This is a genomic window from Stenotrophomonas sp. PAMC25021, assembly GCF_004795795.1.
Taxonomy (GTDB): Bacteria; Pseudomonadota; Gammaproteobacteria; order Xanthomonadales; family Xanthomonadaceae; genus Stenotrophomonas; species Stenotrophomonas muris.
Map to the genome: position 1 here is coordinate 1127769 of NZ_CP039255.1, position 21076 is coordinate 1148844.

At 67.4% G+C, this 21076-nt stretch carries 19 protein-coding genes; 7 read left to right on the forward strand and 12 right to left on the reverse strand.

Annotation, left to right across the window (positions count from 1 at the left end; all coding sequences use genetic code 11):
- Positions 1–20 precede the first annotated feature (20 nt).
- The 5 genes from E5790_RS05450 to E5790_RS05470 all read right to left on the reverse strand — a co-directional run bounded on the left by E5790_RS05450 (position 21) and on the right by E5790_RS05470 (position 6278).
- Positions 21–800, reverse strand: a complete 780-nt coding sequence (locus tag E5790_RS05450; RefSeq protein WP_014036126.1) for a CvpA family protein — start codon at positions 798–800, stop codon at positions 21–23.
- 46 nt (positions 801–846) lie between these two features.
- A complete protein-coding gene (locus tag E5790_RS05455) occupies positions 847–1875 on the reverse strand; it encodes an SPOR domain-containing protein (protein ID WP_111205349.1) in 1029 nt (342 codons plus the stop codon).
- An 80-nt stretch (positions 1876–1955) separates the two neighbouring features.
- Complete coding sequence (folC, locus tag E5790_RS05460; protein WP_111205348.1) at positions 1956–3227, reverse strand: bifunctional tetrahydrofolate synthase/dihydrofolate synthase; 1272 nt, start codon at positions 3225–3227, stop codon at positions 1956–1958.
- Between the two features lie 41 nt (positions 3228–3268).
- Complete coding sequence (locus E5790_RS05465; RefSeq protein WP_014646078.1) at positions 3269–3913, reverse strand: histidine phosphatase family protein; 645 nt, start codon at positions 3911–3913, stop codon at positions 3269–3271.
- A 199-nt stretch (positions 3914–4112) separates the two neighbouring features.
- Positions 4113–6278, reverse strand: a complete 2166-nt coding sequence (locus tag E5790_RS05470; protein WP_046429104.1) for a S46 family peptidase — start codon at positions 6276–6278, stop codon at positions 4113–4115.
- 478 nt (positions 6279–6756) lie between these two features.
- Here E5790_RS05470 and tdh point away from each other — a divergent pair, with 478 nt between their 5' ends.
- The gene (tdh, locus tag E5790_RS05475) at positions 6757–7779 is read left to right on the forward strand and encodes an L-threonine 3-dehydrogenase (RefSeq protein WP_032955954.1); all 1023 of its coding nucleotides are present in this window, start codon (positions 6757–6759) and stop codon (positions 7777–7779) included.
- A gap of 185 nt (positions 7780–7964) precedes the next feature.
- On the opposite strand, the gene E5790_RS05480 is transcribed toward tdh, so the two are convergent.
- On the reverse strand, positions 7965–8660 hold the full coding sequence (locus E5790_RS05480) for a TorF family putative porin (RefSeq protein ID WP_014646076.1): 696 nt from the start codon (positions 8658–8660) through the stop codon (positions 7965–7967).
- 201 nt (positions 8661–8861) lie between these two features.
- Here E5790_RS05480 and kbl point away from each other — a divergent pair, with 201 nt between their 5' ends.
- A complete protein-coding gene (kbl, locus tag E5790_RS05485; RefSeq protein ID WP_041863091.1) occupies positions 8862–10070 on the forward strand; it encodes a glycine C-acetyltransferase in 1209 nt (402 codons plus the stop codon).
- 161 nt (positions 10071–10231) lie between these two features.
- Here kbl and E5790_RS05490 read toward each other — a convergent pair whose 3' ends face one another.
- The 4 genes from E5790_RS05490 to E5790_RS05505 form a co-directional block, all read right to left on the reverse strand.
- Entirely contained in the window at positions 10232–10567 is a 336-nt protein-coding gene (locus E5790_RS05490) for a hypothetical protein (protein ID WP_005415439.1), read from the reverse strand.
- A gap of 85 nt (positions 10568–10652) precedes the next feature.
- Positions 10653–11375 carry a pseudouridine synthase gene (locus tag E5790_RS05495; RefSeq protein ID WP_046429097.1) on the reverse strand — a complete coding sequence of 241 codons (723 nt, stop codon included), beginning with the start codon at positions 11373–11375 and terminating at the stop codon, positions 10653–10655.
- 104 nt (positions 11376–11479) lie between these two features.
- Positions 11480–11986 carry a hypothetical protein gene (locus tag E5790_RS05500; protein WP_136191708.1) on the reverse strand — a complete coding sequence of 169 codons (507 nt, stop codon included), beginning with the start codon at positions 11984–11986 and terminating at the stop codon, positions 11480–11482.
- Positions 11987–12204: 218 nt separating this feature from the next.
- Positions 12205–13296: an OmpA family protein gene (locus E5790_RS05505; RefSeq protein WP_014646072.1), complete on the reverse strand. Its 1092-nt coding sequence runs from the start codon at positions 13294–13296 to the stop codon at positions 12205–12207.
- Positions 13297–13653: 357 nt separating this feature from the next.
- Here E5790_RS05505 and E5790_RS05510 point away from each other — a divergent pair, with 357 nt between their 5' ends.
- The 5 genes from E5790_RS05510 (at position 13654) to E5790_RS05530 (ending at position 19200) form a co-directional block, all read left to right on the forward strand.
- On the forward strand, positions 13654–14673 hold the full coding sequence (locus tag E5790_RS05510) for a zinc-binding alcohol dehydrogenase family protein (RefSeq protein WP_049408097.1): 1020 nt from the start codon (positions 13654–13656) through the stop codon (positions 14671–14673).
- Positions 14674–14868: 195 nt separating this feature from the next.
- Positions 14869–15498 (forward strand): membrane protein, encoded by a 630-nt coding sequence (locus E5790_RS05515; protein WP_014646070.1) that lies wholly within the window; start codon positions 14869–14871, stop codon positions 15496–15498.
- A gap of 220 nt (positions 15499–15718) precedes the next feature.
- Positions 15719–17749, forward strand: a complete 2031-nt coding sequence (locus E5790_RS05520) for an NADPH-dependent 2,4-dienoyl-CoA reductase (protein WP_111205347.1) — start codon at positions 15719–15721, stop codon at positions 17747–17749.
- A gap of 296 nt (positions 17750–18045) precedes the next feature.
- Complete coding sequence (locus E5790_RS05525) at positions 18046–18504, forward strand: cell wall hydrolase (RefSeq protein WP_004154513.1); 459 nt, start codon at positions 18046–18048, stop codon at positions 18502–18504.
- Between the two features lie 84 nt (positions 18505–18588).
- Complete coding sequence (locus E5790_RS05530) at positions 18589–19200, forward strand: glutathione S-transferase N-terminal domain-containing protein (RefSeq protein ID WP_014646068.1); 612 nt, start codon at positions 18589–18591, stop codon at positions 19198–19200.
- Between the two features lie 119 nt (positions 19201–19319).
- On the opposite strand, the gene E5790_RS05535 is transcribed toward E5790_RS05530, so the two are convergent.
- Entirely contained in the window at positions 19320–20375 is a 1056-nt protein-coding gene (locus E5790_RS05535) for a suppressor of fused domain protein (protein WP_111205346.1), read from the reverse strand.
- Between the two features lie 46 nt (positions 20376–20421).
- Positions 20422–20925: a hypothetical protein gene (locus E5790_RS05540; RefSeq protein ID WP_014646066.1), complete on the reverse strand. Its 504-nt coding sequence runs from the start codon at positions 20923–20925 to the stop codon at positions 20422–20424.
- Between the last annotated feature and the right edge of the window lie 151 nt (positions 20926–21076).

Genomic DNA, 21076 nt, shown 5'->3' on the forward strand with positions numbered 1-21076 from the left:
CTCCGCTGGGCTGTGCCCAGTTACAAGGAAGGTGGCCGTACCTGGCCGCGGTGGTCGCCGCGCCTGCGGTCGACATTGGCCGGATCGCCCGGCTCGATACTGTCTGGCAGTGCTGGGGCGTCCGGGCGCACTTCGGCCGGATCGTATGCGTCGCCCTGTTCCGCTTTCGCGGGCCGCAGCCATCCGCTGCCCGCCACTACCTGGTTGAGGATGCCATTATCGCCTGCCGCGCCCGGCTTTCCCAGATCGGCGCCTGCGCTCTTCCCCAGCTCCATCAATGCAGATGGGGACAGCATGTCGGTCGGCAAGGTCTTGGGCAGCAGGTCGGCGCCGGGCACCTGCCAGTGCGGCAGCTTCCCGTTCATCCAGGCCACGGCCGGGTTCAGCACCGGGCGGACCGCCGAGCGCTTCCAGGAGGGTTCGGCGGTCAGCGGGGTGAAGCCGGCCAGCAGCACCAGGATCGCCGCGATCAGGCCGCCACGCACGGCGCCCAGCACGCCGCCCAGCAACCGGTCCAGGCTGGTCAGCATGCTGCGATGGATCATCGCCTTGATGACCATGCCGATCACCGCGACCACGATCATCACGCCAATGCCCACGCCCAGGTAGCCGCCAACGAAATGCTCGCCGCCGGGTGCGGCCGGGGCCGCCCACCAGCGTGCCGCATCGTTGCCGAAGGCGAAGGCCGCCCACGCGGCCAGCAGCCACGACAGCGTGCCGATGACGATTCCAACAAAGCCACGCAGCATCCCGAGCAGGGTCGAGGCGGCGATCACGATCAGCAGCACCACGTCGATCATGGCGCCCCGCTCCTTCGGCGGCGCTGGCAACGGGCCTGCGCGTGGATCATGGGTGCGGTCGGACCATGCCGGCCACGCCGACCTTGGCGGCGACCTGCGCCTTCAGCTGCTCGGCGTCAGCGCGGTTGGCCACCGGTCCGACGCGGACGCGATGCAGCGTGCCCTTTTCAGTGCGTACCTGCTCGACGAAAGCACTGAAGCCGGCGGCGCGGACCTTGTCGCGCAGCGCGTTGGCATCGTTGGCCTGGCCGAACGCGCCCAACTGCACGGCGAAGCCGACGCCACTGGCCGCCGGTGCTGTCGGCGTGGCAGGCGCCGGCTTGCTGGCGGCGGCCTCCGGCTTCGGCTCGGGCTTGGCGTCCGGCTTCGGAGCCTCGGGCTTCGGTGCCGGCTTGGGCGGCTCTGGTTTGGTGGTCGCCGTCGGCGTGCTTGGCGGCAGGCTTTCGCTGCGCACCGGGTTGCTGGTGGCCGACGGCGTGGTGGCCGCGGCCGGGGTACTGGTGGTCGGCGCCGGCGTGGCGGCAACCGCCGCACTGCTGCCTGCCACCGCATCCAGGGTGATGACTTCTGCCTTCACATCGGCGCGGATCTTGACCGCCTGCAGGCGCGCGGCTTCGGCCTGGGCACGGTCGGCATACGGCCCGACACGCACACGCCACGCCTGGCGCCCGCTGATGGTGGTGGTTTCGGCGAAGCCTGGCAGCTGCGAGCGCTGCAGGTAGGCGATCACCGCATCGGCGTCGGCCTTGCTGCCGTAGGCGCCAAACGTGACGGCGAAGTTGCCGGCGGCAACCGCCGGAGACGTGTCCACGGTCGGCGGCGTAGCCGGCGCGGCCGTCTCCTGCAGCGGCTTGGCCTGCCCGGTCTGCAGGCCGGTGGCTCCACCGGCCGGAGCAACCAGCGGCAGCTCACGGGTTTCGAACTGGCCATCGGCCGGTGCGTCCGGCGCGGCGATCGGCACCGAGGCCACACCGCTGTCCGGCGCCGGTCCCTTGACCAGCATCGGCAGGAAAATCACGGCCAGCGCCACCAGCACGATGGCACCAATCAGACGCTGTTTCAGAGGCGTATCCACGTGAGGCGGCAACTGTCCGGAGGTTGCGGTCGATTATACGGGTGCCGGACCGGACGGCGTCGGCATTGGCTGAACGCGGATCAGGCGGCGCCCTGCAACCATTGCAGCGCGGCAGCGGCGGTATGGAAGGAGCCGAACACCAGTACGCGGTCACCGCGCCCGGCCTGGGCCAGTACCTGTGCCAGCGCCTGCTCGACAGTATCAGCGCGCTGGGCCTTGGCCGCCGCCGTACCGGCCAGGCGGGCCTGCAACTGGGCAGCACTCTGCCCGCGCGGGCCGTCCAGTCCGGCCAGGGTCCACTCGCCGACCACGTCCTGCAGCGCCTGCACAACGCCCACCGCGTCCTTGTCCTGCAGCGCGGCGTACACCGCCAGGGTGCGCCCGGCCGACGCTTCGGCCTTCAGCGCGCGCGCCAGCTGGCCCGCCGCCTGCGGGTTGTGCCCGACATCGACACGGACCTGCACGCCGTCACGCTCGAACGCCTGCAGGCGGCCAGAGATGCGCGCCGCCGCGACACCAGCAGCCCACGCCGCACGCGGCACCGGCTTGTCCAGCGCGCGCAGCGCAGCGATGGCGGCACCCGCGTTGGCCAGCTGGATCGGGCCGGCCAGCGCCGGGGTCGGCAGTTCCATGCGCAGGCCGACATCGCGCCAGCGCCAGCGCTGGGCATCGATTGGTTCGTAGAAATAATCGCTGCCGCCGCGGATCGCGTTGGCGCCGACCAGGTAGGCACGTGCGAGCACGCTCGACGGCGGGTCGGTCTCGCCCAGGATCACCGGCTTCCAGCCACGGATGATGCCGGCCTTCTCGGTGCCGATCGCTTCGCGGTCCCCGCCCAGCCATTCGGCATGGTCGATGTCCACGGTGGTGATCACCGCCACGTCAGCGTCGACGATGTTGACCGCATCCAGGCGACCGCCCAGGCCCACTTCCAGCACCGCCAGGTCCAGCCCGGCGTCGGCGAACAGCTGCAGCGCGGCCAGCGTGCCGTACTCGAAATAGGTCAGCGTGATATCGCCACGCGCGGCCTCGATGGTGTTGAAGGCGGCGACCAGCGCCGCATCCTCCACATCGTGGCCGTCGATGCGCACGCGCTCGTTGTAGCGCAGCAGGTGCGGCGAGGTGTACGCGCCGACCTTCCAGCCGGCAGCACGCGCGATGGCTTCGATGAAGGCCACGGTGGAGCCCTTGCCGTTGGTGCCACCGACCACGATGGTGCGCTGGGCCGGCGCCCCCAGGCCCATCGCCGTAGCCACGGAGCGCACGCGCTCCAGGCCCATGTCGATGGTCGCCGGGTGCTGGCGTTCAATGTAGTCCAGCCAGTCGGCCAGGGTGGTCGGGGTGTTGGTCACGGCAGCGGTTCCAGCAGAAGCAGTTGATGCGAGGGGATGGATCAGAGTGCGCGGTGCTTGGCTTCGCCGAAGAACGGCGTGTGGTGGGCACAGTCGTTCAGGCGCACCACTTCCAGGCTGTCCAGGTCGGCGCCTTCGAGCAGGTTGAGCGTGGTCGGCGCCTGGCGGAAGGTCCACAGGCGGGAGATCGGCAGGCCCAGCACCTTGCACAGGATCACGCGGTTGACCGCGTCATGGGCGACCACCAGCAGGGTGTCGTGCTCGCCGAGGCCTTCGGTGGCGCGGGCCAGGCCGCGCCAACTGCGCTCCAGCACCAGGCGCAGCGATTCACCGCCGGGCATCAGCACGGTGTCCGGCTCCTCGCGCCACGCCTTCAGGCGCGACGGGTCCTTTTCGTTGATTTCGCTGGCCAGCAGGCCTTCCCACTCGCCGTGGGCGATTTCCTGCAGCTCCGGCTCGGTCAGCAACATGTCGGCACGGGCGGCACCGAGTGCCAGCTGCGCGGTGCGCTGCGCGCGTGACAGCGGCGAGGCGACGGCACGGGTGATGTCCACCGAGGCCAAGCGGGCGCCCAGGGCCTGGGCCTGGGCTTCACCGATCGGCGAAAGCGGGATGTCGATCTGGCCCTGGTAGCGGCCTTCGGCGTTCCACGGCGTTTCGCCGTGGCGGGCAAGCAGGATGCGCATGCGTGCAAGGGGTCCTGGGGGGAGGAGGTTCCGCGTTTCGTTCACATCCTGTGAAGTGCGCGGAACAGGGATGATACCCGTTCGGCGCACCGGGCCGTGCCGGGCATGAAAAAACCCCGCGACGTGGATCGCGGGGTTTTGGAAACTCCGGCTATCTGGTCGGGGTTGCCGGCCAGCGGCCGGCACTACCGCAACGGGTTTATTTCGCCAGGTTCAGTTCCTTCAGCAGCGCCGGCGCCGGCGCCACTTCCTGCATGATCCACTGCATGTAGCGGCTGTCGACCGCGATCATGCGGGTCATCACCGGGTCGAACACCCAGTTGGAGCTGACCGATTCCCAGTTGCCGTCGAAGGCCAGGCCGACCAGCTTGCCGTTGGCGTCCAGCACCGGTGAACCCGAGTTGCCACCGGTGATGTCCAGGTTGGACAGGAAGTTCACCGGGACCGAGCCCACGCGCTTGTCTTCCAGGCCGCCGTAGCGCTTGGCCTTGACCGCGTCGAGCAGGGCCTTGGGCGCATCGAACGGATCGACGCCGGTGTCCTTGGCGACGATGCCCTCCAGCGTGGTGAACGGGGTGTAGGCCACGCCGTCCCTGGGCTCATAGCCCATCACGTTGCCGAAAGTGATGCGCAGCGACAGGTTGGCATCCGGGTACACGAACTCGCCCTGGCTCTTCTTGTAGTCAGCCAGTGCCTGCAGGTACAGCGGACGTGCGGTCAGCGACTCGCCTTCGCGGATCTTCTTCTGCTCTTCCTGCTTCAGCAGCGACGGCATGATCGCCACCGCGTACTGGATGGCCGGATCGGTGCTGGCTTCGAACGCGGCGCGGTCGGCCTTGAACCACTTCAGGCGTGCATCCAGGCTGCCCAGCTCAGTGCCCGACAGCTTGCTCACCAGTGCCTTGACCGCGCTGGCATCGCTGCCGCCCAGCCAGGTGTTCAGCACGTCGTTGTTGCGCTGCGCGGCCGGCAGGGCGACGTACTGGTCCAGCCAGTAGGTCTGCAGCTGCTGGTCCATCTTCGCCACATAGCGGCGATCCATCTGCTTCAGGCCGCCTTCCAGGGTCGGCAGGTCGCGCTGCTGGTAGCCGACCTCGCGCTCGGCGTCCGGCTTGGTGCGCTCGATCGACAGGCGGTACAGGCCGATGGCGGCGTTGACCGCCGAGGTGTTGTTGAACTGGCCGACGAACAGATCGCGCTCGCGGGTCGCCTTGCTGGTATCCAGGTGCTTGACCAGCTGCGCGTGCGCTGCCAAGGCCGGCTTGCCGGCGGCGCCCTGCTTCTTCAGCCAGGCCAGCACGGCGGCTTCTTCAGCCTGCTTCTGGCCAGCAGCGTCGATGCGCTTGAAGCCTTCCAGCTGGCCGGCGTAGTTCTTGGCCACGTTGTTCATGCTGGCCGCGGTGGCGGCGTACTTCACCTTGACGTCGGCGTCGGCCTTGCCCGCCTCATCGATCATCTTCAACACTGCGTTGTAGTGCCTGGCGATGGTCGGGTAGGTCCAGCTGGCGGTTTCGTTGAACTCACCGGCCAGCGCGTAGCGGTTGGTGCGGCCCGGATAGCCTGCCACCATCACGAAGTCACCGGCGCCCAGCGGCTGGTCGGTGAACTTCAGGAAGTGCTTGGGCTGGTACGGCACGTTGTCGGCCGAGAATGCGGCCGGCTTGCCGTCCTTGCCGACGTAGGCGCGGTAGAACGAGAAGTCGCCGGTGTGGCGCGGCCACATCCAGTTGTCGACGTCGCCGCCGTACTTGCCGACGCTGCCCGGGGGCGCGTAGACCAGGCGCACGTCCTTGATTTCCATGTTGCGGAACAGTCGGTAGGTGTTGCCGCCGGAGAAGGTGTACAGGCGGCAGCGGAAGCCGTCCTCGGCTTCACACGCGGCGACCTGGGCCTTGTCGAAGGCGTCCAGCGCACGGCTGCGGGCCAGCGGGTCGTTGCCGGCGGCGGCAATGGCGGCCTTGGCCTGGGCGGTGACGTCGGTGATCTGGTCGAGCACGTAGACGCGGGCGTTCGGGCCGGCGCTCAGTTCATCGCTGTGCTTCGGCGCGTTGAAGCCGTCCTTGATCAGGTTCTTCTCGGCGGTCGAATTCAGCTGGATCGCACCGTAGGCGCAGTGGTGGTTGGTAACCACCAGGCCCTGCGGCGACACGAAGCTGGCGGTGCAGCCGCCGAGGGCGACGACCGCGCCCATCGGGTCGCCGGTGAGGTTGGACAGCTGCTCCGGGGACAGCTTCAGGCCGGCCTTCTGCAACGGACCGGCGATTTCCGGCAGCTGCTGCGGCACCCACATGCCTTCAGCGGCATGGGCGACCTGGGCCAGCCCGAGGCTGGCGACGATGGAGAATGCAAGCAGGTTCGAGCGCATGGAGCAGCCCCTGGTAGTGGAACCCTCGATTGTAGCCCGCCGCCCTGCCCCGGCCCGAACCCCGGAAGTCATGGGCCTACTTCTTGCTCTGCCATGCGCACATCGGCCGCGCACATGGAATCGTCCAGAGGAGGCGTGGTCACCCTGGCCGGGACCGTTGGCGCCATGGGCCGGGCGCATGCGACTGGCGGGTTGGGCAGGACGCCCAACCCCGGTCTTGCCGTGTGCGCAGGATAGCGCGCACGAGCAAGGCGCCATCGAGCACCATGGATGGGCTTTTGCGTGTCCCGGCCAGGGTGACCACGCCCCCTCCCCAGGAATCAAGGAGGCGCTGCTGTTTGCAGCACGTTCGAAACGCCCGTCGGCGCACGCCTTTCGTTCCGCCATTGCACCCGCAGCGCAACATGGGAAATCCGCGCGGCACCCTATAATCCGCGCTTTCCCCCTGATGAGTTCCACCCCGATGGCGCAGCAAACGATGAAGGCCCTGGTCAAGCGCGAAGCGGCCAAGGGCATCTGGCTGGAAGAAGTTCCGGTGCCGACCCCAGGCCCGAACGAGGTCCTGATCAAGCTGGAAAAGACCGCGATCTGCGGCACCGACCTGCACATCTACCTGTGGGACGAGTGGAGCCAGCGCACCATCAAGCCGGGCCTGACCATCGGCCATGAGTTCGTCGGCCGCATTGCCGCGCTCGGTTCGGCGGTGACCGGCTATGAGATCGGCCAGCGCGTCTCGGCCGAAGGTCACATCGTCTGCGGCCATTGCCGCAACTGCCGTGGCGGCCGCCCGCACCTGTGCCCGAACACCGTCGGCATCGGCGTCAACGTCAACGGCGCCTTCGCCGAATACATGGTGATGCCGGCCAGCAACCTGTGGCCGATTCCGGACCAGATCCCGTCGGAACTGGCCGCGTTCTTCGACCCGTACGGCAACGCCGCACACTGCGCGCTGGAATTCGACGTGATCGGCGAAGACGTGCTGATCACCGGCGCCGGTCCGATCGGCATCATCGCCGCCGGCATCTGCAAGCACATCGGTGCGCGCAACGTGGTGGTGACCGACGTCAACGACTTCCGCCTGAAGCTGGCCGCCGACATGGGCGCCACCCGCGTGGTCAACGTCGCCAACCAGTCGCTGAAGGACGTGATGAAGGAGCTGCACATGGAGGGCTTCGACGTGGGCCTGGAAATGAGCGGCAACCCGCGCGCGTTCAACGACATGCTCGACTGCATGTACCACGGCGGCAAGATCGCCATGCTCGGCATCATGCCCAAGGGCGCCGGCTGCGACTGGGACAAGATCATCTTCAAGGGCCTGACCGTGCAGGGCATCTACGGCCGCAAGATGTACGAGACCTGGTACAAGATGACCCAGCTGGTGCTGTCCGGCTTCCCGCTCGGCAAGGTGATGACCCACCAGCTGCCGATCGACGAGTTCCAGAAGGGCTTCGACCTGATGGAAGAAGGCAAGGCCGGCAAGGTCGTGCTCAGCTGGAACTGACCCGAAGGGTCAATTCCCCCGCATGTTTCCTTGTCCCCGCGCCTTTGGCGCGCCCCCTTGAACAACAAGGGGGCTCTTCCCCAGATGGGATCAAGAACACCGCGGAACTGAAAAAGGCGCCCGATGGGCGCCTTTTTCGCAATGCGTGCCAGGCAAGCTTGGCACCTACCGTAACGCCTGCGGCGTTACTTGCCCACGGCCACGGTCAGCAGCACCCGGCTGTGGGCCAGCTTGCCCGAGTTCTCGCGTCCATTGCCGTCGGTGCCGTAGTAGCCCAGGCCGACGTTGAACAGGCCGAACTGGCGGCTGACGCCGACGTTCCAGTCGGTATAGTCCTTGGCGATGCCGTCCTCGAAGGTGCTGCGACCGACGTTGGCATTCAGCGTGAAGTCCTTCGGCAGGCCCCAGCTGCCGCCCAAGCCGTAGTACCAGCCATCGGTGCCGCTGTTCCACTGGTCGTTGGTGTAGGCCACGGTCAGCTTGTAGGTGTCGTCAAGCGTGGTGGTGGTCACCAGCTCGTTGTAGTTCTGGTGGCTGGCACCGAGGTAGGTGTAGCGGTTCAGCAGCACGTCGAAGTTGACGCGCGAAGTGACGTCCACGCCGTAGCCGATCTGGTAGTCGATCTCGGTGTTCGGATCGCCCGGACCGAAGTCCACGCCCGAACCCCAGACACCGGCATACAGGCCCACCGGCGAGGTGTAGGTGAAGCCCGCCTGCAGGGTCGGCTTCTCGTCGGTCTGCGACACGCCACGGAACAGGTAGTCGGAAACGGCGGTGACATTCCAGCTGTACGGCGATTCGTTCTCCTGCGCGCTGGCGGCGAACGGGGCGGCCAGGGTCAGGGCAGCGGCAATGGCGAGGCAGGCACGGGCGTGCTTCATGAGCGTCTCCGGTGGGGGCGGTGGCGTGGCGTGGAAGGCGGGAGCGGCCGGAGCGCGACAGCTCCGGTTCACGAATTCTTAACCACTTTGCTATTGCGATGCAACATGCACTGCCCATGGCGATGCCCCATCCAGCCCGGTTGATGACCGGCGATGCCCGGTAGAATCAGCGGTTTCCCCGTTCAGAGCCGTGCCCACGCCATGACCGACGTCTCCTCCGCCCTGACCCGCCACTACGCCGAGGAACTGGACGCCATCCGCGCCCAGGGCCTGTTCAAGTCCGAGCGGATCATCACCAGCCCGCAATCGGCCGAGATCACCCTCGACGACGGCCGCAAGGTGCTGAACTTCTGTGCCAACAACTACCTGGGCCTGGCCGACCATCCGGACCTGATCCAGGCCGCCAAGGACGCACTGGATACCCACGGCTTCGGCATGGCCTCGGTGCGCTTCATCTGCGGCACCCAGGACCTGCACAAGCAGCTGGAGAAGCAGATCGCCGATTTCTTCGGCAAGCAGGACACCATCCTGTACGCGGCCTGCTTCGATGCCAACGGTGGCCTGTTCGAGCCGCTGCTCGGCGAGAACGACGCGATCATTTCCGACGCGCTGAACCATGCTTCGATCATCGACGGCGTGCGCCTGTGCAAGGCCAAGCGCTTCCGCTACGCCAACTGCGACATGGCCGATCTGGAAGCGCAGCTGCAGGCCGCCGATGCCGCAGGCTGCAAGACCAAGCTGATCACCACCGATGGCGTATTCTCGATGGACGGCTTCATCGCGCCGCTGGACGAGATCACCGCGCTGGCGAAGAAGTACAACGCGCTGGTACACATCGACGAATGCCACGCCACCGGCTTCCTTGGCGCTACCGGCCGTGGTTCGGCCGAGGTCAAGGGCGTGCTGGAGAAGATCGACATCATCACCGGCACTCTGGGCAAGGCCATGGGCGGCGCGCTGGGCGGCTTCACCTGCGCCAGCGCCGAGGTGATCGAACTGCTGCGCCAGCGCTCGCGCCCGTACCTGTTCTCCAACTCGCTGCCGCCGCATGTGGTGGCCGCCGGCATCAAGGCGTTCGAAATGCTGGCTGCCGCTGACGACCTTCGCAGCACGCTGGCCGAGAACACCGCCTACTTCCGCGAGAAGATGACCGCCGCCGGTTTCGACGTGAAGCCGGGCGTGCATCCGATCAGCCCGGTAATGCTGTATGACGCACCGTTGGCGCAGAAATTCGCCGAGCGCCTGCTGGAAGAAGGCATCTACGCGATCGGCTTCTTCTTCCCGGTGGTGCCCAAGGGCCAGGCCCGCATCCGGACCCAGATCAGCGCCGCGCACAGCCGCGAGCACCTGGATCGCGCGATCGATGCGTTCACCCGCATTGGTGTCGAACTGGGCGTGGTCAAGGGCTGATCATGCCGGGGTCGGATCCCTTTCCTGCGGAAAAGGCCCTGACCCCGCTGGTCAAAGCGTGCCGACCAAGGTCGGCACCTACCGGGCTGGATGGCTGCCGACCACGGTCGGCACCCGCCGTGGCCTGAGGGCGTGCCGGCCAGGGTCGGCACCGCCAGGCGTCACTTCTTTTTCTTCTTGCCCTTCGGCTCTTCCTTGCTGGCCACCACTACCGGCTTGGCGGCGGCGTCCTGGCCGTTGCCCTTGGCAACGCGGATGCCGTTGGCCTTCATCCAGGCATCGAACTCATCGGCGGTCATCTTCTTGTCGCCGTTGCTCATCAGGAAGCGGTAACTGCCGCGACCATCCAGCTCCGGGGTCTTCACTTCCACCACCGGGGTCTCGGCAGGCGTTTCCGCCTTGGCCACCTTCTTGTGGCCGCCACAGGCGGCCAGCAGCACCATCGGCAGCAGCAGGCCTGCGCAGCGCAGGGTTTGGTTGAGGGTCGGGTGGTACATGGACAGGCTCCGTTCGGGAAATTCAGCAACCAGGCGCCCCCTACGCCTGGAACGGTGGCCGGCGACTGCCGGCCGCGGGCGATGATCAGCCCGGTGCAGCGGCCCCCAGCCGCTGCTGGTCGCTGACCTCCAGCACCCGCCATTGCCCCTTGCCGAGATCGCCGAGCAGCAGCCCACCGATCGCGACCCGGACCAGGCGCAGCACCTGCAGGTCGAAGGCCGCCAACAGGCGGCGGATATGGCGGTTGCGTCCCTCGTCGAGGACCACCTCCAGCCATGCGGTCTTGTCGCCACTGCGCAGTACGCGCACGGCCTGGGCGACGAGGAACTCGCCCTCGTCCTCGACACCGGCGCGCAGCGCGGCCAGGGTGTCCTCATCGGGAAGACGATCCACCTGCACGTGATAGGTCTTCTGTGGGCCGGTCTCCGGATCGGTCAGGCGCGCCGCCCACTGCGGATCGTTGCTGAACAACAACAGCCCTTCGCTGGCCTTGTCCAGGCGCCCGACCGGCGCGATCCACGGCAGGCCGGCACCATCGAAGCAGCGATACACCGTGTCGCGACCACGCTCGTCCTGCGCCGTGGTCACCACGCCGCGCGGCTTGTTGAGCACCAGGTACAGCCGCTGCGGCGCATCCATCGGCCGGCCATCGACTTCGATCGGCGGGTGCGGACTGGCAATCGGGAACTCGGGATCACGGATGATGCGGCCGGACACGCGCACGCGGCCATCGGAAATCCATCGCGCGGCCTCGCTGCGTGAGCACACGCCGGCCTTGGACAGCACGCGCGCCAGGCCATGGCGCACGCCATTGGAGACATCCGGAACCGCACGCCCACGCGATGCGTGGGAGCGGGCAGCGGGGGCAGCAGGTGGGCGGCGCGTGCGCAAGCCTCTGCTCCCCGCCGCGCTTACTTCTTGTCGACCGGCTTGGTCTCAGCCGATGCTTCGGCCGCAGCCGGAGTGGCGGCCGGAGCCGGACGCGCCTTGACCACACGCACGCCACGCGCCTTCATCCAGGCGTCGAACTCTTCGGCGGTCATGCGCTTGCCGTTCTGGCTCATGTCGAAGCGCCAGGGCGTGTTGTCGAATTCGGTCTGCGGCTTGTAGGCCGCCGGATCGTTCGGCTTCACCGCCGGTGCGCTCGGAATGGCCTTGGCGATGTTCTGGCACCCATCGATGCGCAGGCGCTGCAGCACCTGGTCCAGCGACTGCGACGGATCGTAGTTGCTGCTCAGCACGCCGGCCGGCATGCCCAGCTGGTTGCCACGGATGTAGAGCTCGTCGGCCACCGGCGCGATGGTCGTGGCCGGCAACGGCAGCGGCGAGGCGCTGGTGTTGACCGAGCAATCGACCGCAGCGTGGGCGGCGGGAACCAGGGCCAGCGCCAGGAAGGCGGCCGATGCAGAGCGCAGCATGAAGGGCATCCAGGAAAGGAAGTGACGCGGCGAGTTTAGCAATGCCGCGACAGCTTTCAAGCGCCACTTTCAATGAATACGGCAACTCATTGGTTTTATGGGCAAAATCCCGACGAACGGTTACTCCCGCGCCTGAAACGCCGGGTTCCGGACCGCAGAAACAACAAGACCCGGCCGAAGCCGGGTCCTGCTGTGTCCTACTGGCAGAGCGTCAGAACTTAGTTCTGGACGTTCAGCTCGGTACGACGGTTCTTGGCGCGACCTTCCGGGTTGTCCGAACCATCCGGGTTGGTGTTCGGAGCAATCGGACGGCTCTCGCCGTAGCCGATCGGGCCGACCAGGCGACCGGCGTCGACGCCGTTCTTGGTCAGGTAGTTGTACACGGCGGTGGCGCGACGCTCCGACAGCTTCTGGTTGTAAGCGTCGGTACCCTTCGAGTCGGTGTGACCGGCAACTTCAACGCGCAGATCCGGGTAACGCTTCAGGATCTCGGTGGCTTCGCTCAGGATCGCCACGGCGTCCGGACGCAGGTTCGACTTGTCGAAGTCGAAGTTGACGCCCTTCAGATCGATGGAGACCGGAACCGGGCAACCGTCCGGACCGATGGTCTGACCCGGCTGCGAGTTCGGGCACTTGTCGTCGCAGTTGTTGACGCCGTCACCGTCGTCATCCAGGTCGGCGCAGCTCGGGGCAACCGGAGCCGGAGCCGGAGCAGCCGCGACCGGAGCCGGGCCCAGCGGGATCACGACGCCGACCGAAGCCAGCACGTCGCCGAACCAGCTCTCGTCCTTGGCGGCGATGCTCTGGTCGTCGAAGTCAGCGCGGTAGGCCACTTCGGCGCGGACAGCAACACGCTTCTCGAAGGTGGTCTGCAGGCCGACGCCCAGCTTGGCGGCAACGTTGCCGTCCTTACGCTGGCGCGGACCGTTGTTGTCGATTGCAGCGTACTCTTCTTCCGACTTCTGGTAGCCCAGGCCACCGACGATGTACGGGTTCCAGCCGCGGCCTTCCTTGATGAAGTGGCGACGCAGGTCCAGCGAGACGCCGTACTGCGACCAGTTCAGGTCCTGGTTGCTGTCGAAGTTCGGGTTCTGGTAGTTCAGTTCACCGTCCAGCGACCAGTTCGGGCTGATGAACTTACCCAGGCCCAGGGTCACGAACGGAGCGTCATTGGTCAGACGGTCGCTGTCCTGGAAGTTGAAGCCGGCCGAACCGGTCAGGTACCAGCGGTCATCGAACTCCTGCGCCGAAGCTGCCTGGGCGAAAGCCAGGCCGCCCAGCAGCGCGGCAGTAAGGATCTTCTTGTTCATTGAGTACAGCTCCTATTTCGGGGGTATGAAACCGGTAGAGGCATGGGCCAGCACTAGTGCGTCGATGTACGACAGCCGATTCAGCACGCCACCGCCGCGAACATTATGCTCAGGCGGGTGAAGGCCATGTTAACAGTCCCGTAACATGTGAAGTGTTGCGCCCGACCGTCGACCGGTCCGACGTTGAAACCCTATACAGGATGATGAAAATCCGCAAGACCCACACGCTGCAAGGGTTTGACGGGGTTTAAGCGCGAAAACCGACATACTGCGCAGCACATTGCATCGCACGGTTCAGCAGGTTTGCGGAAACGTGAGGAACCTTATGATGGGATCACGAACCCAGCCGGAGCCGTGATGAAAGCCGTCGCCCTGAGTCGTGAATACGCACCTGCCCTGCGTGATGTCCTGCTGCCGCCGCCGCTGCCTCCTCGCGGCCGCGATCTGCTGGTGCGGATCGAAGCGGTATCGGTCAACCCCGTCGATGGCAAGCAGCGGGCCGCTACCGATCCGGCCACCCTTGAGGTTCCCCGGGTGCTCGGCTGGGACGCCGCCGGTGTGGTCGAAGCCATCGGTGACGAGGCCAGCCTGTTCGCCTCTGGTGACGAGGTCTACTTCGCCGGTGACGTTACCCGGCCGGGCTGCAACGCCCAGTACCAGTGGGTGGACGAGCGCCTGGTCGCCCGCAAGCCGACCACGCTCGATTTCGCCGAAGCCGCCGCACTACCCCTGACCACGCTGACCGCCTGGGAGCTGTTGTTCCAGCGCATGCCGCTGCATCTGGATGATCGCCGCCATGGCGGCCAGCACCTGCTGGTGATCGGCGGTGCGGGAGGCGTGGGCTCGATGGCGATCCAGCTGGCCCGCCATGCCGGCTTCGAGGTGATCGCCACCGCCTCGCGCGAGGCCTCGATCGACTGGTGCCGGCAGATGGGGGCTACGCATGTGATCGACCATCGGCAGCCGCTGCAGCCCCAGCTGCAGGCACTGGGCATCGACGCAGTGCAGGTGGCGCTCAACCTGGCCGACACCGATCACTACTGGGACGAACTGGGCCAGCTGCTGGCACCACAGGGCCATGTCGGCCTGATCGTGGAGCCGCGTGGCGCACTGCGCATCGGCGATCCGTACAAGGCCAAATGCATCGGCATCCATTGGGAGTTCATGTTCGCGCGCTCGCGCTTCGCCACCGCCGACTGCATCGAACAGCATCGCATCCTCAGCCGCGCCGCCAGCATGATCGATGCCGGCCAGCTGCGTGGCACGCTCAGTGAAACGCTGGGCACGATCAATGCGGCCAACCTGGACATCGCGCATCAGCGCCTGGCCAGCGGGCACACGGTGGGCAAGCTGGCGCTGGTGGGCTGGGACAACTGACGCCGTGATGTAGGCCGAGCCCACGCCAGGCTGCTACGCCTGCCGCCACCAGCAGAGCACGGGCGCGGCCCTGCTCAACCGCCCGCCTGCAGGATCGGCGCGGCCTGTACCAGCGGATTGGCTGGGATCTGTATCTATGGGCTCAAGGAAATCAGGGATACGGTGGAAACAGATATCCCCTCCCCCGAGCCCGCCATGCCTACCGCCCTGCCCCTGCGCCTGCTGCAACTGATCACCGGCCTGTTCCTGTATGGCTTCGGTGCCTCGCTGATGATCCGTGCCGCCATCGGCGTGGCGCCCTGGGACGTGCTGTCGCAGGGCATCGCCGCACAGACGCCGCTGTCCTTCGGGCTGGCGACCAATGTCATCGGCGCACTGGTGCTGTTGCTGTGGTGGCCACTGCGCCAGAAGCCGGGCGTCGGCACGGTGCTCAACGTGATGCTGATCGGTCCCTCCGCACAGTTCGGGTTGTGGCTGCTGCCACCGGCCATCGGCGTGGGCTGGCAGCTGGCGATGTTCTGTGCAGGCATGCTGCTGGTCGCGCTGGCCACCGGCCTGTACATCGGCGCCCGCCTCGGCCCGGGACCGCGCGATGGCTTGATGACTGGCCTGCATGCCCGCACCGGTTGGCCGATCTGGAAGGTGCGCAGCCTGATCGAAGGCAGCGTATTGCTGCTGGGCTGGTGGCTGGGCGGCAATGTCGGCCTCGGCACCCTCGCCTTCGCCCTGCTGATCGGCCCGCTGTGCGGCGTCACGCTGGGCTGGTTTGGGATCGGCCGCCCCCCGGTCGTACCCGCCGCTGCCCGGCAGCCGCAATCGCCCTGAGCTTCCCCGTATGCCGGCCAGCGGCCGGCACTACCGCCCCCGGAGTTCGGGGGCAGCGCCGCAGGCGCGGGGGGTGGAGGCCGGTAAGTGGGGCCCGCGATTCGCGCAGCGAAACGCGGGAGCGACAGCACGCATGTGCCGAGCGTACCCGGCCAGCGGCCCTTGCCCCGGCCGCCGTTTCGCGGCACGCTTCGCGCTTCCGTACGCAAGCGTATCGACCATGTCGCCAGCCAACGAAAGCGCCTATCCCCATCTGTTCGCCCCGCTGGACCTGGGCTTCACCCAACTGCGCAACCGCGTATTGATGGGCTCGATGCACACCGGCCTGGAGGATCGCGCCCGCGACTTCCCGCGGCTGGCGGCGTACTTCGCCGAGCGCGCCGAGGGCGGCGTCGGCCTGATCGTCACCGGCGGCTTCGCACCGAATGTGGTCGGCTGGCTGAAGCCGTTCGGCGGCAAGCTGTCCTGGCCCTGGGAAGTGCGGCCGCACCGCCAGCTCACCGCCGCCGCGCACCAGCACGGCGCGAAGATCTGCCTGCAGCTGCTGCATGCAGGCCGTTACGCCTATCACCCCTTGTCGGTGGCACCGTCGAAGCTGAAGGCACCGATCAACCCGTTCACCCCGCGCGCGTTGTCGGCCAGCGGCGTCGACCGGCATATCGCCGATTACGCACGCAGCGCGAAGCTGGCCCGCGAGGCCGGCTACGACGGCGTGGAAGTGATGGGTTCGGAGGGCTACCTCATCAACGAATTCATCGCCCCGCGCACCAACAAGCGCACCGATGCCTGGGGCGGCGACGCGCGCCAACGCATGCGCTTCGCGGTCGAGATCGTACGCCGCATCCGCGAGGCCTGCGGCCCGGACTTCATCATCATCTATCGCCTGTCGCTGGTGGATCTGGTCGACGACGGCAGCAGCTGGGAAGAAATCGTGCAGCAGGCGCAGGCCATCGAGGCGGCCGGCGCAACGATCATCAATTCCGGCATCGGCTGGCACGAAGCGCGCATTCCGACCATCGCCACCTCGGTGCCGCGTGCTGCCTTCGCCGGGGTCACCGCCAAGCTCAAGCCGCATGTGAAGGTGCCGCTGGTGGCGACCAACCGCATCAACATGCCCGACGTCGCCGAGCGCATCCTCGCCGCTGGCGGCGCCGACATGGTGTCGCTGGCACGCCCGCTGCTGGCCGACCCGCAGTGGCCGAACAAGGCCCGTGCCGGCCGCGCGGAGGCGATCAACACCTGCATCGCCTGCAACCAGGCCTGCCTGGACCACGTGTTCGAGAACAAGCTGGCCAGCTGCCTGGTCAATCCGCGCGCCGCGCACGAGACCGAGCTGGTCTATCGCCCCACCGCTGCGCCGAAGAAGGTTGCGGTGGTCGGTGCCGGCCCCGCCGGCCTGGCCTGTGCCACCGTCGCTGCCCAGCGCGGCCACTTGGTCACCCTGTTCGACGCCAATGATGAGATCGGCGGCCAGTTCAACGTGGCCAAGCGCATCCCCGGCAAGGAAGAGTTCCACGAGACCCTGCGCTACTTCCGCCACAAACTGGCCGAAACCGGTGTGCAGCTGCGCCTCGGCACCCGCGCCGATGCCGCCCAGCTGACCGGCTTCGACGAGGTGGTGCTGGCCACCGGCATCACCCCGCGCAAGGTCGATTTCCCCGGTGCCGATCACGCCAAGGTGGTCAGCTACCTGGACGTGCTGCTGGGCCGGGTCGAAGTGGGCGCCAGTGCGGCGATCATCGGCGCCGGCGGCATCGGCTTCGATGTCGGCGAATTCCTCAGTCACGCCGGCGAGTCCCCCTCCCTCGACCCGCAGCGCTGGATGGCCGAATGGGGCGTGGACAGCACCTTCGAGGCCCGCGGCTCACTGGCCAGGCCGGAGGTTGAAACCTCGCCGCGCCGGCTGTGGCTGCTGCAGCGCAGCCCGGGCAAGCCCGGCGCGCGCCTGGGCAAGACCACCGGCTGGATCCATCGCGCCACGCTGAAGGCCAAGGGCGTGCGCATGCTCGGTGGCGTCGAGTACCTCGGCGTGGACGACGCGGGCCTGCGCATCCGCGTGGACGGCAGCGAACAGCTGCTGCCGGTCGACCATGTGGTGATCTGCGCCGGGCAGGAACCCAACCGCGCGCTGCAGGCCGAACTGCAGGCGGCCGGCATCAACGCGCAGCTGATCGGCGGTGCCGACGTGGCCGCAGAACTCGACGCCAAGCGCGCCATCGACCAGGGCAGCCGGGTTGCCGCCGGGCTCTGATGAGCGCCTGAATGGGGGGCGGAATGTGATTTCCGTCACCCTCATTGAACCTGAATGTCAAGCCGAGCGGTTCACGATGCGTTCGGCTACGCCCCCCTACCTTGCGCCATCTTTCCGCTCACCAGCCAGTTTCCGGTGAGCCGGCGCAGCCCCACGATCGGTACTGGTCGTTTCTTTTGGGGCTGCCCACGGGGCGGCCCCGATGGCCGCCTCCCCATGACGCCAAGTCGTACCCCGCCTCCTGTCGCCCTGCGGCCGGAACCGGAAAGTGCGGCCCATACGGAGCAAGGAGTTATATGAAACTGGCCTGGATTCTCTGGCTGTCGCAGTTGTTGCCGCAGCCGGCCGCTGATTCACTGTGTTTGAGCACCACCGTTTACCTGGAAGCCCGCGACCAGACCCTGCGCGGCCAGCAGGCCGTCGCCGAGGTCGCACTGCGCCGTCTCGACAGTGGCCTGTGGGGCGACTCGATGTGCCAGGTGGTCACCGCGCGCAAGCAGTTCGCACCGACCATCGTCTCCCCCGGCACCCAGTTGGGCAACGACGCGGCCTGGAGCGAGGCAATGAACGTGGCCTTCGACGCCGAGCGCAACTGGGCGCTGCCGGCCGGCGAGCGCCGCGAGATCGTGCCCGGTGCCAGCCACTTCGCCGCGCTGTCCATCGCCAGCCCGAACTGGCGCAATGCCTACCAGGTGGCCACCATCGGCGATCACACCTTCTATAAGGTGCAGAACCTCAAGCCGCGGCAGTCGTAACGATCCGTGCCGGCGGCAGCGTTGCCGCCTGCCGGCAGGCTCTGGGATAGTGGGCGTTTCCCGCCCGCATCACCTGGAGTTCCCATGAAGCTGTACAGCAAGCCCGGTGCCTGTTCCACCGCCGACCACATCGCCCTGCAGTGGACCGGCCAGCCGTTCGAGGTTGAACTGCTGAACAAGGACACCCTGAAGGGTCCGGAATTCCTCAAGATCAATCCGGCCGGTGCGGTGCCCGCGCTGGTCGACGGCGACTTCGTGCTGCTGCAGAACGCCGCGATCATGGGCTATATCGCCGACAGCTTCCCGCAGGCCGGCCTCGGCGGTGACGGCAGCCCGCGCCAGCGCGCCGAAGCCACCCGCTGGCTGGCGTTCGTCAATTCCGACGTGCACCCGGCCTTCTCGCCGCTGTTCGCGCCGGGCAAGTTCATTGCCGACGAAGGCCAGTACGACGCGATCCGCGCCGCCGCGCACAAGCGCCTGCGTGGCCTGTTCGAGACCGCCGACAGGCAGCTGGCCGACAAGCCCTGGCTGGCCGGCTTCCGCAGCTTCGCCGACCCGTACTTCTACATCACCCTGCGCTGGGCCGCCGGCACCAAGGTCGACCTGTCGGGCCTGGACAATCTGGCCGCCTACAAGGCACGCATGGATGCCGATGCCGGCGTGCAGGCCGCGCTGAAGGCCGAAGGCCTGGCCTGACCTTGGTCAGGGGTCAGAGCCGTTCGCGTGGCGGACGGATCTGACCCCACCGGCCACCAGACGGGGTCGGATCCGCCTGCGCAGCAGGCGGCTCCGACCCCTCGATATCATTCGCGCGATCAGCCGATCTGGCGGATCACTTCCCCCTTGGCATCGCGCAGGTAGGTCGGCACCACTTCGATGCGCAGCGCCCCCGCCACCGGGTAAACCCCGCGCTCGGCGCGCACCCCTGCCAGGGCCTGCAGGCCCGCCTCGTCCAGTGACCAGCGCGCGCTGTCGGCGGATACGTCCGCCGCTTCACCGCCCCGGTTCGCGATGAATTCCCACTGCCGGTCGCGGCTGGCCAGTTCCAGCGATTTGCCGTGGCGCAGGCGCAGCGGCAACAGTTCGCACACGCTGGCGACCTGACCGGCGCCGAGCACCAGCGTGGTGACGCCCGCCTCCTGCCGCCAGTCCAGGGTCTCGATGAACAGCATGCCGGTGCTGGAACCCTCGCGTTCGCTGCCGGCCTGCACCCGCTGTGCCAGCGCAGGGTCCTCCAGCAGGTTGTCGCGATGCAGATCGCTGATCCACAGCGGCATCGCCGGCAGCAGCGCCTGCAGCACGCCACGCGTCGACCAGCGCTTGACCGCCTCCATCTCCTCATCGGTCAATCCGACCAGCTGCAGGAACTGCAGATGGCCGTTGGCCGTGTCCCGCGCCGGCAACTGCGGGTCCGCAATGAAGGCCAGATGGCACAGCCGCGTGCCGGTCTCCAGCGCGATCGGACCGTTGGCGTTGAGGTGATGGCCATCCTCGAACACGTTGCCACTGCCGAACACGTAGCGCGCCAGGTTCTGCAGCAGGTTCATCGGCCACACCGGCGGGGTGCTGCCGGCGTTCTCACCGGCCTCGGCAGCCAGACGGAAGGTCAGCTCGAAGCCATAACCGCTGGCATCTGCATCACTGCTCTCCTTGGCGTACAGCTCGGAGAAGCCGTAGGTGATGTAATGCCAGTGCGGTACCGGCGCATCCGCCCAGTACACGCTGATGCCATCCAGTGGATCCTGGCCACCGAGCGTGTACGGAAGCGCGGTGCCGAAGTGGCGCGGCTCCTGGCCGGCATACAGCGGCGCCAGCGCCGCATTGATCGCGTCCCAGCCTGGGGTGTCGGTGTCGTCGTGGTCGTCCTGCACGCGGGACTCCTTGTAGGGAAGTGAACCGATCACTTTACGCGGTGGCTCAGGCCTGCACGACCTCACTGCCAGCGTTCAGCACCGCCGCCTGGGTTTCCTGCCACCAGCGCTGCGCCAATGCCGGGCTGCGCGCCTTGCCCACCGCCGCCAGCAACTCCGGGCACAAGCGCTCCAGCGCCAGCGCATCGGTGCAGCGTTCGATCTTCAACTGCATGAAGTAGCCCTTCAGGCCCAGGTGGCGGCGCACCGCCTCGCTCATCGCGTCGTACAACTGCTGGTACAGCGCCGGGTCCTGTTCGCGCCCGGTGCTGATGCCGCGCGCCGGCGCCACCTCTGCGCTTCCGCCGATCACTTCGATCAGGCCCTGTGCTGACAATTGCTCCAGTGCGTCCGGTGGTGCCCGCAGGCCTTCGAACAGGCCACGCAGTTCGGTGTCGTTGCGATGGCCATCGACCATCAGCAGGATCGAACGCAGTGCCGCCGGCAGGCGCCGGCTACGGTCTTCGATTTCCTGACGGCCAGCAGCCGTCTTGGCGTGCAGCAATGCCATTGCCTCCCCCTCGCTCGATGCGCAATGCCGGCGCGCCCTCGCGGGCACGCCCCCCTGTGTTGCCATCTCCGGACGGCACGCGCGTTCCCCGGCGCGAGCCGCGTATTGCAGGTCGATGACAGGCCGAGCTTAGCGCAAGTACTGCGGGTAG

Excerpts from the sequence above, each read along its gene's own strand:
- E5790_RS05450 (WP_014036126.1), bottom strand. The coding sequence starts at position 800 with ATGATCGACGTGGTGCTGCTGATCGTGATCGCCGCCTCGACCCTGCTC.
- E5790_RS05465 (WP_014646078.1), bottom strand. The coding sequence starts at position 3,913 with ATGCGCATCCTGCTTGCCCGCCACGGCGAAACGCCGTGGAACGCCGAA.
- E5790_RS05470 (WP_046429104.1), bottom strand. The coding sequence starts at position 6,278 with ATGCGCTCGAACCTGCTTGCATTCTCCATCGTCGCCAGCCTCGGGCTG.
- tdh (WP_032955954.1), top strand. The coding sequence starts at position 6,757 with ATGAAGGCCCTGGTCAAGCGCGAAGCGGCCAAGGGCATCTGGCTGGAA.
- E5790_RS05480 (WP_014646076.1), bottom strand. The coding sequence starts at position 8,660 with ATGAAGCACGCCCGTGCCTGCCTCGCCATTGCCGCTGCCCTGACCCTG.
- kbl (WP_041863091.1), top strand. The coding sequence starts at position 8,862 with ATGACCGACGTCTCCTCCGCCCTGACCCGCCACTACGCCGAGGAACTG.
- E5790_RS05490 (WP_005415439.1), bottom strand. The coding sequence starts at position 10,567 with ATGTACCACCCGACCCTCAACCAAACCCTGCGCTGCGCAGGCCTGCTG.
- E5790_RS05500 (WP_136191708.1), bottom strand. The coding sequence starts at position 11,986 with ATGCTGCGCTCTGCATCGGCCGCCTTCCTGGCGCTGGCCCTGGTTCCC.
- E5790_RS05505 (WP_014646072.1), bottom strand. The coding sequence starts at position 13,296 with ATGAACAAGAAGATCCTTACTGCCGCGCTGCTGGGCGGCCTGGCTTTC.
- E5790_RS05510 (WP_049408097.1), top strand. The coding sequence starts at position 13,654 with ATGAAAGCCGTCGCCCTGAGTCGTGAATACGCACCTGCCCTGCGTGAT.
- E5790_RS05515 (WP_014646070.1), top strand. The coding sequence starts at position 14,869 with ATGCCTACCGCCCTGCCCCTGCGCCTGCTGCAACTGATCACCGGCCTG.
- E5790_RS05520 (WP_111205347.1), top strand. The coding sequence starts at position 15,719 with ATGTCGCCAGCCAACGAAAGCGCCTATCCCCATCTGTTCGCCCCGCTG.
- E5790_RS05525 (WP_004154513.1), top strand. The coding sequence starts at position 18,046 with ATGAAACTGGCCTGGATTCTCTGGCTGTCGCAGTTGTTGCCGCAGCCG.
- E5790_RS05530 (WP_014646068.1), top strand. The coding sequence starts at position 18,589 with ATGAAGCTGTACAGCAAGCCCGGTGCCTGTTCCACCGCCGACCACATC.
- E5790_RS05540 (WP_014646066.1), bottom strand. The coding sequence starts at position 20,925 with ATGGCATTGCTGCACGCCAAGACGGCTGCTGGCCGTCAGGAAATCGAA.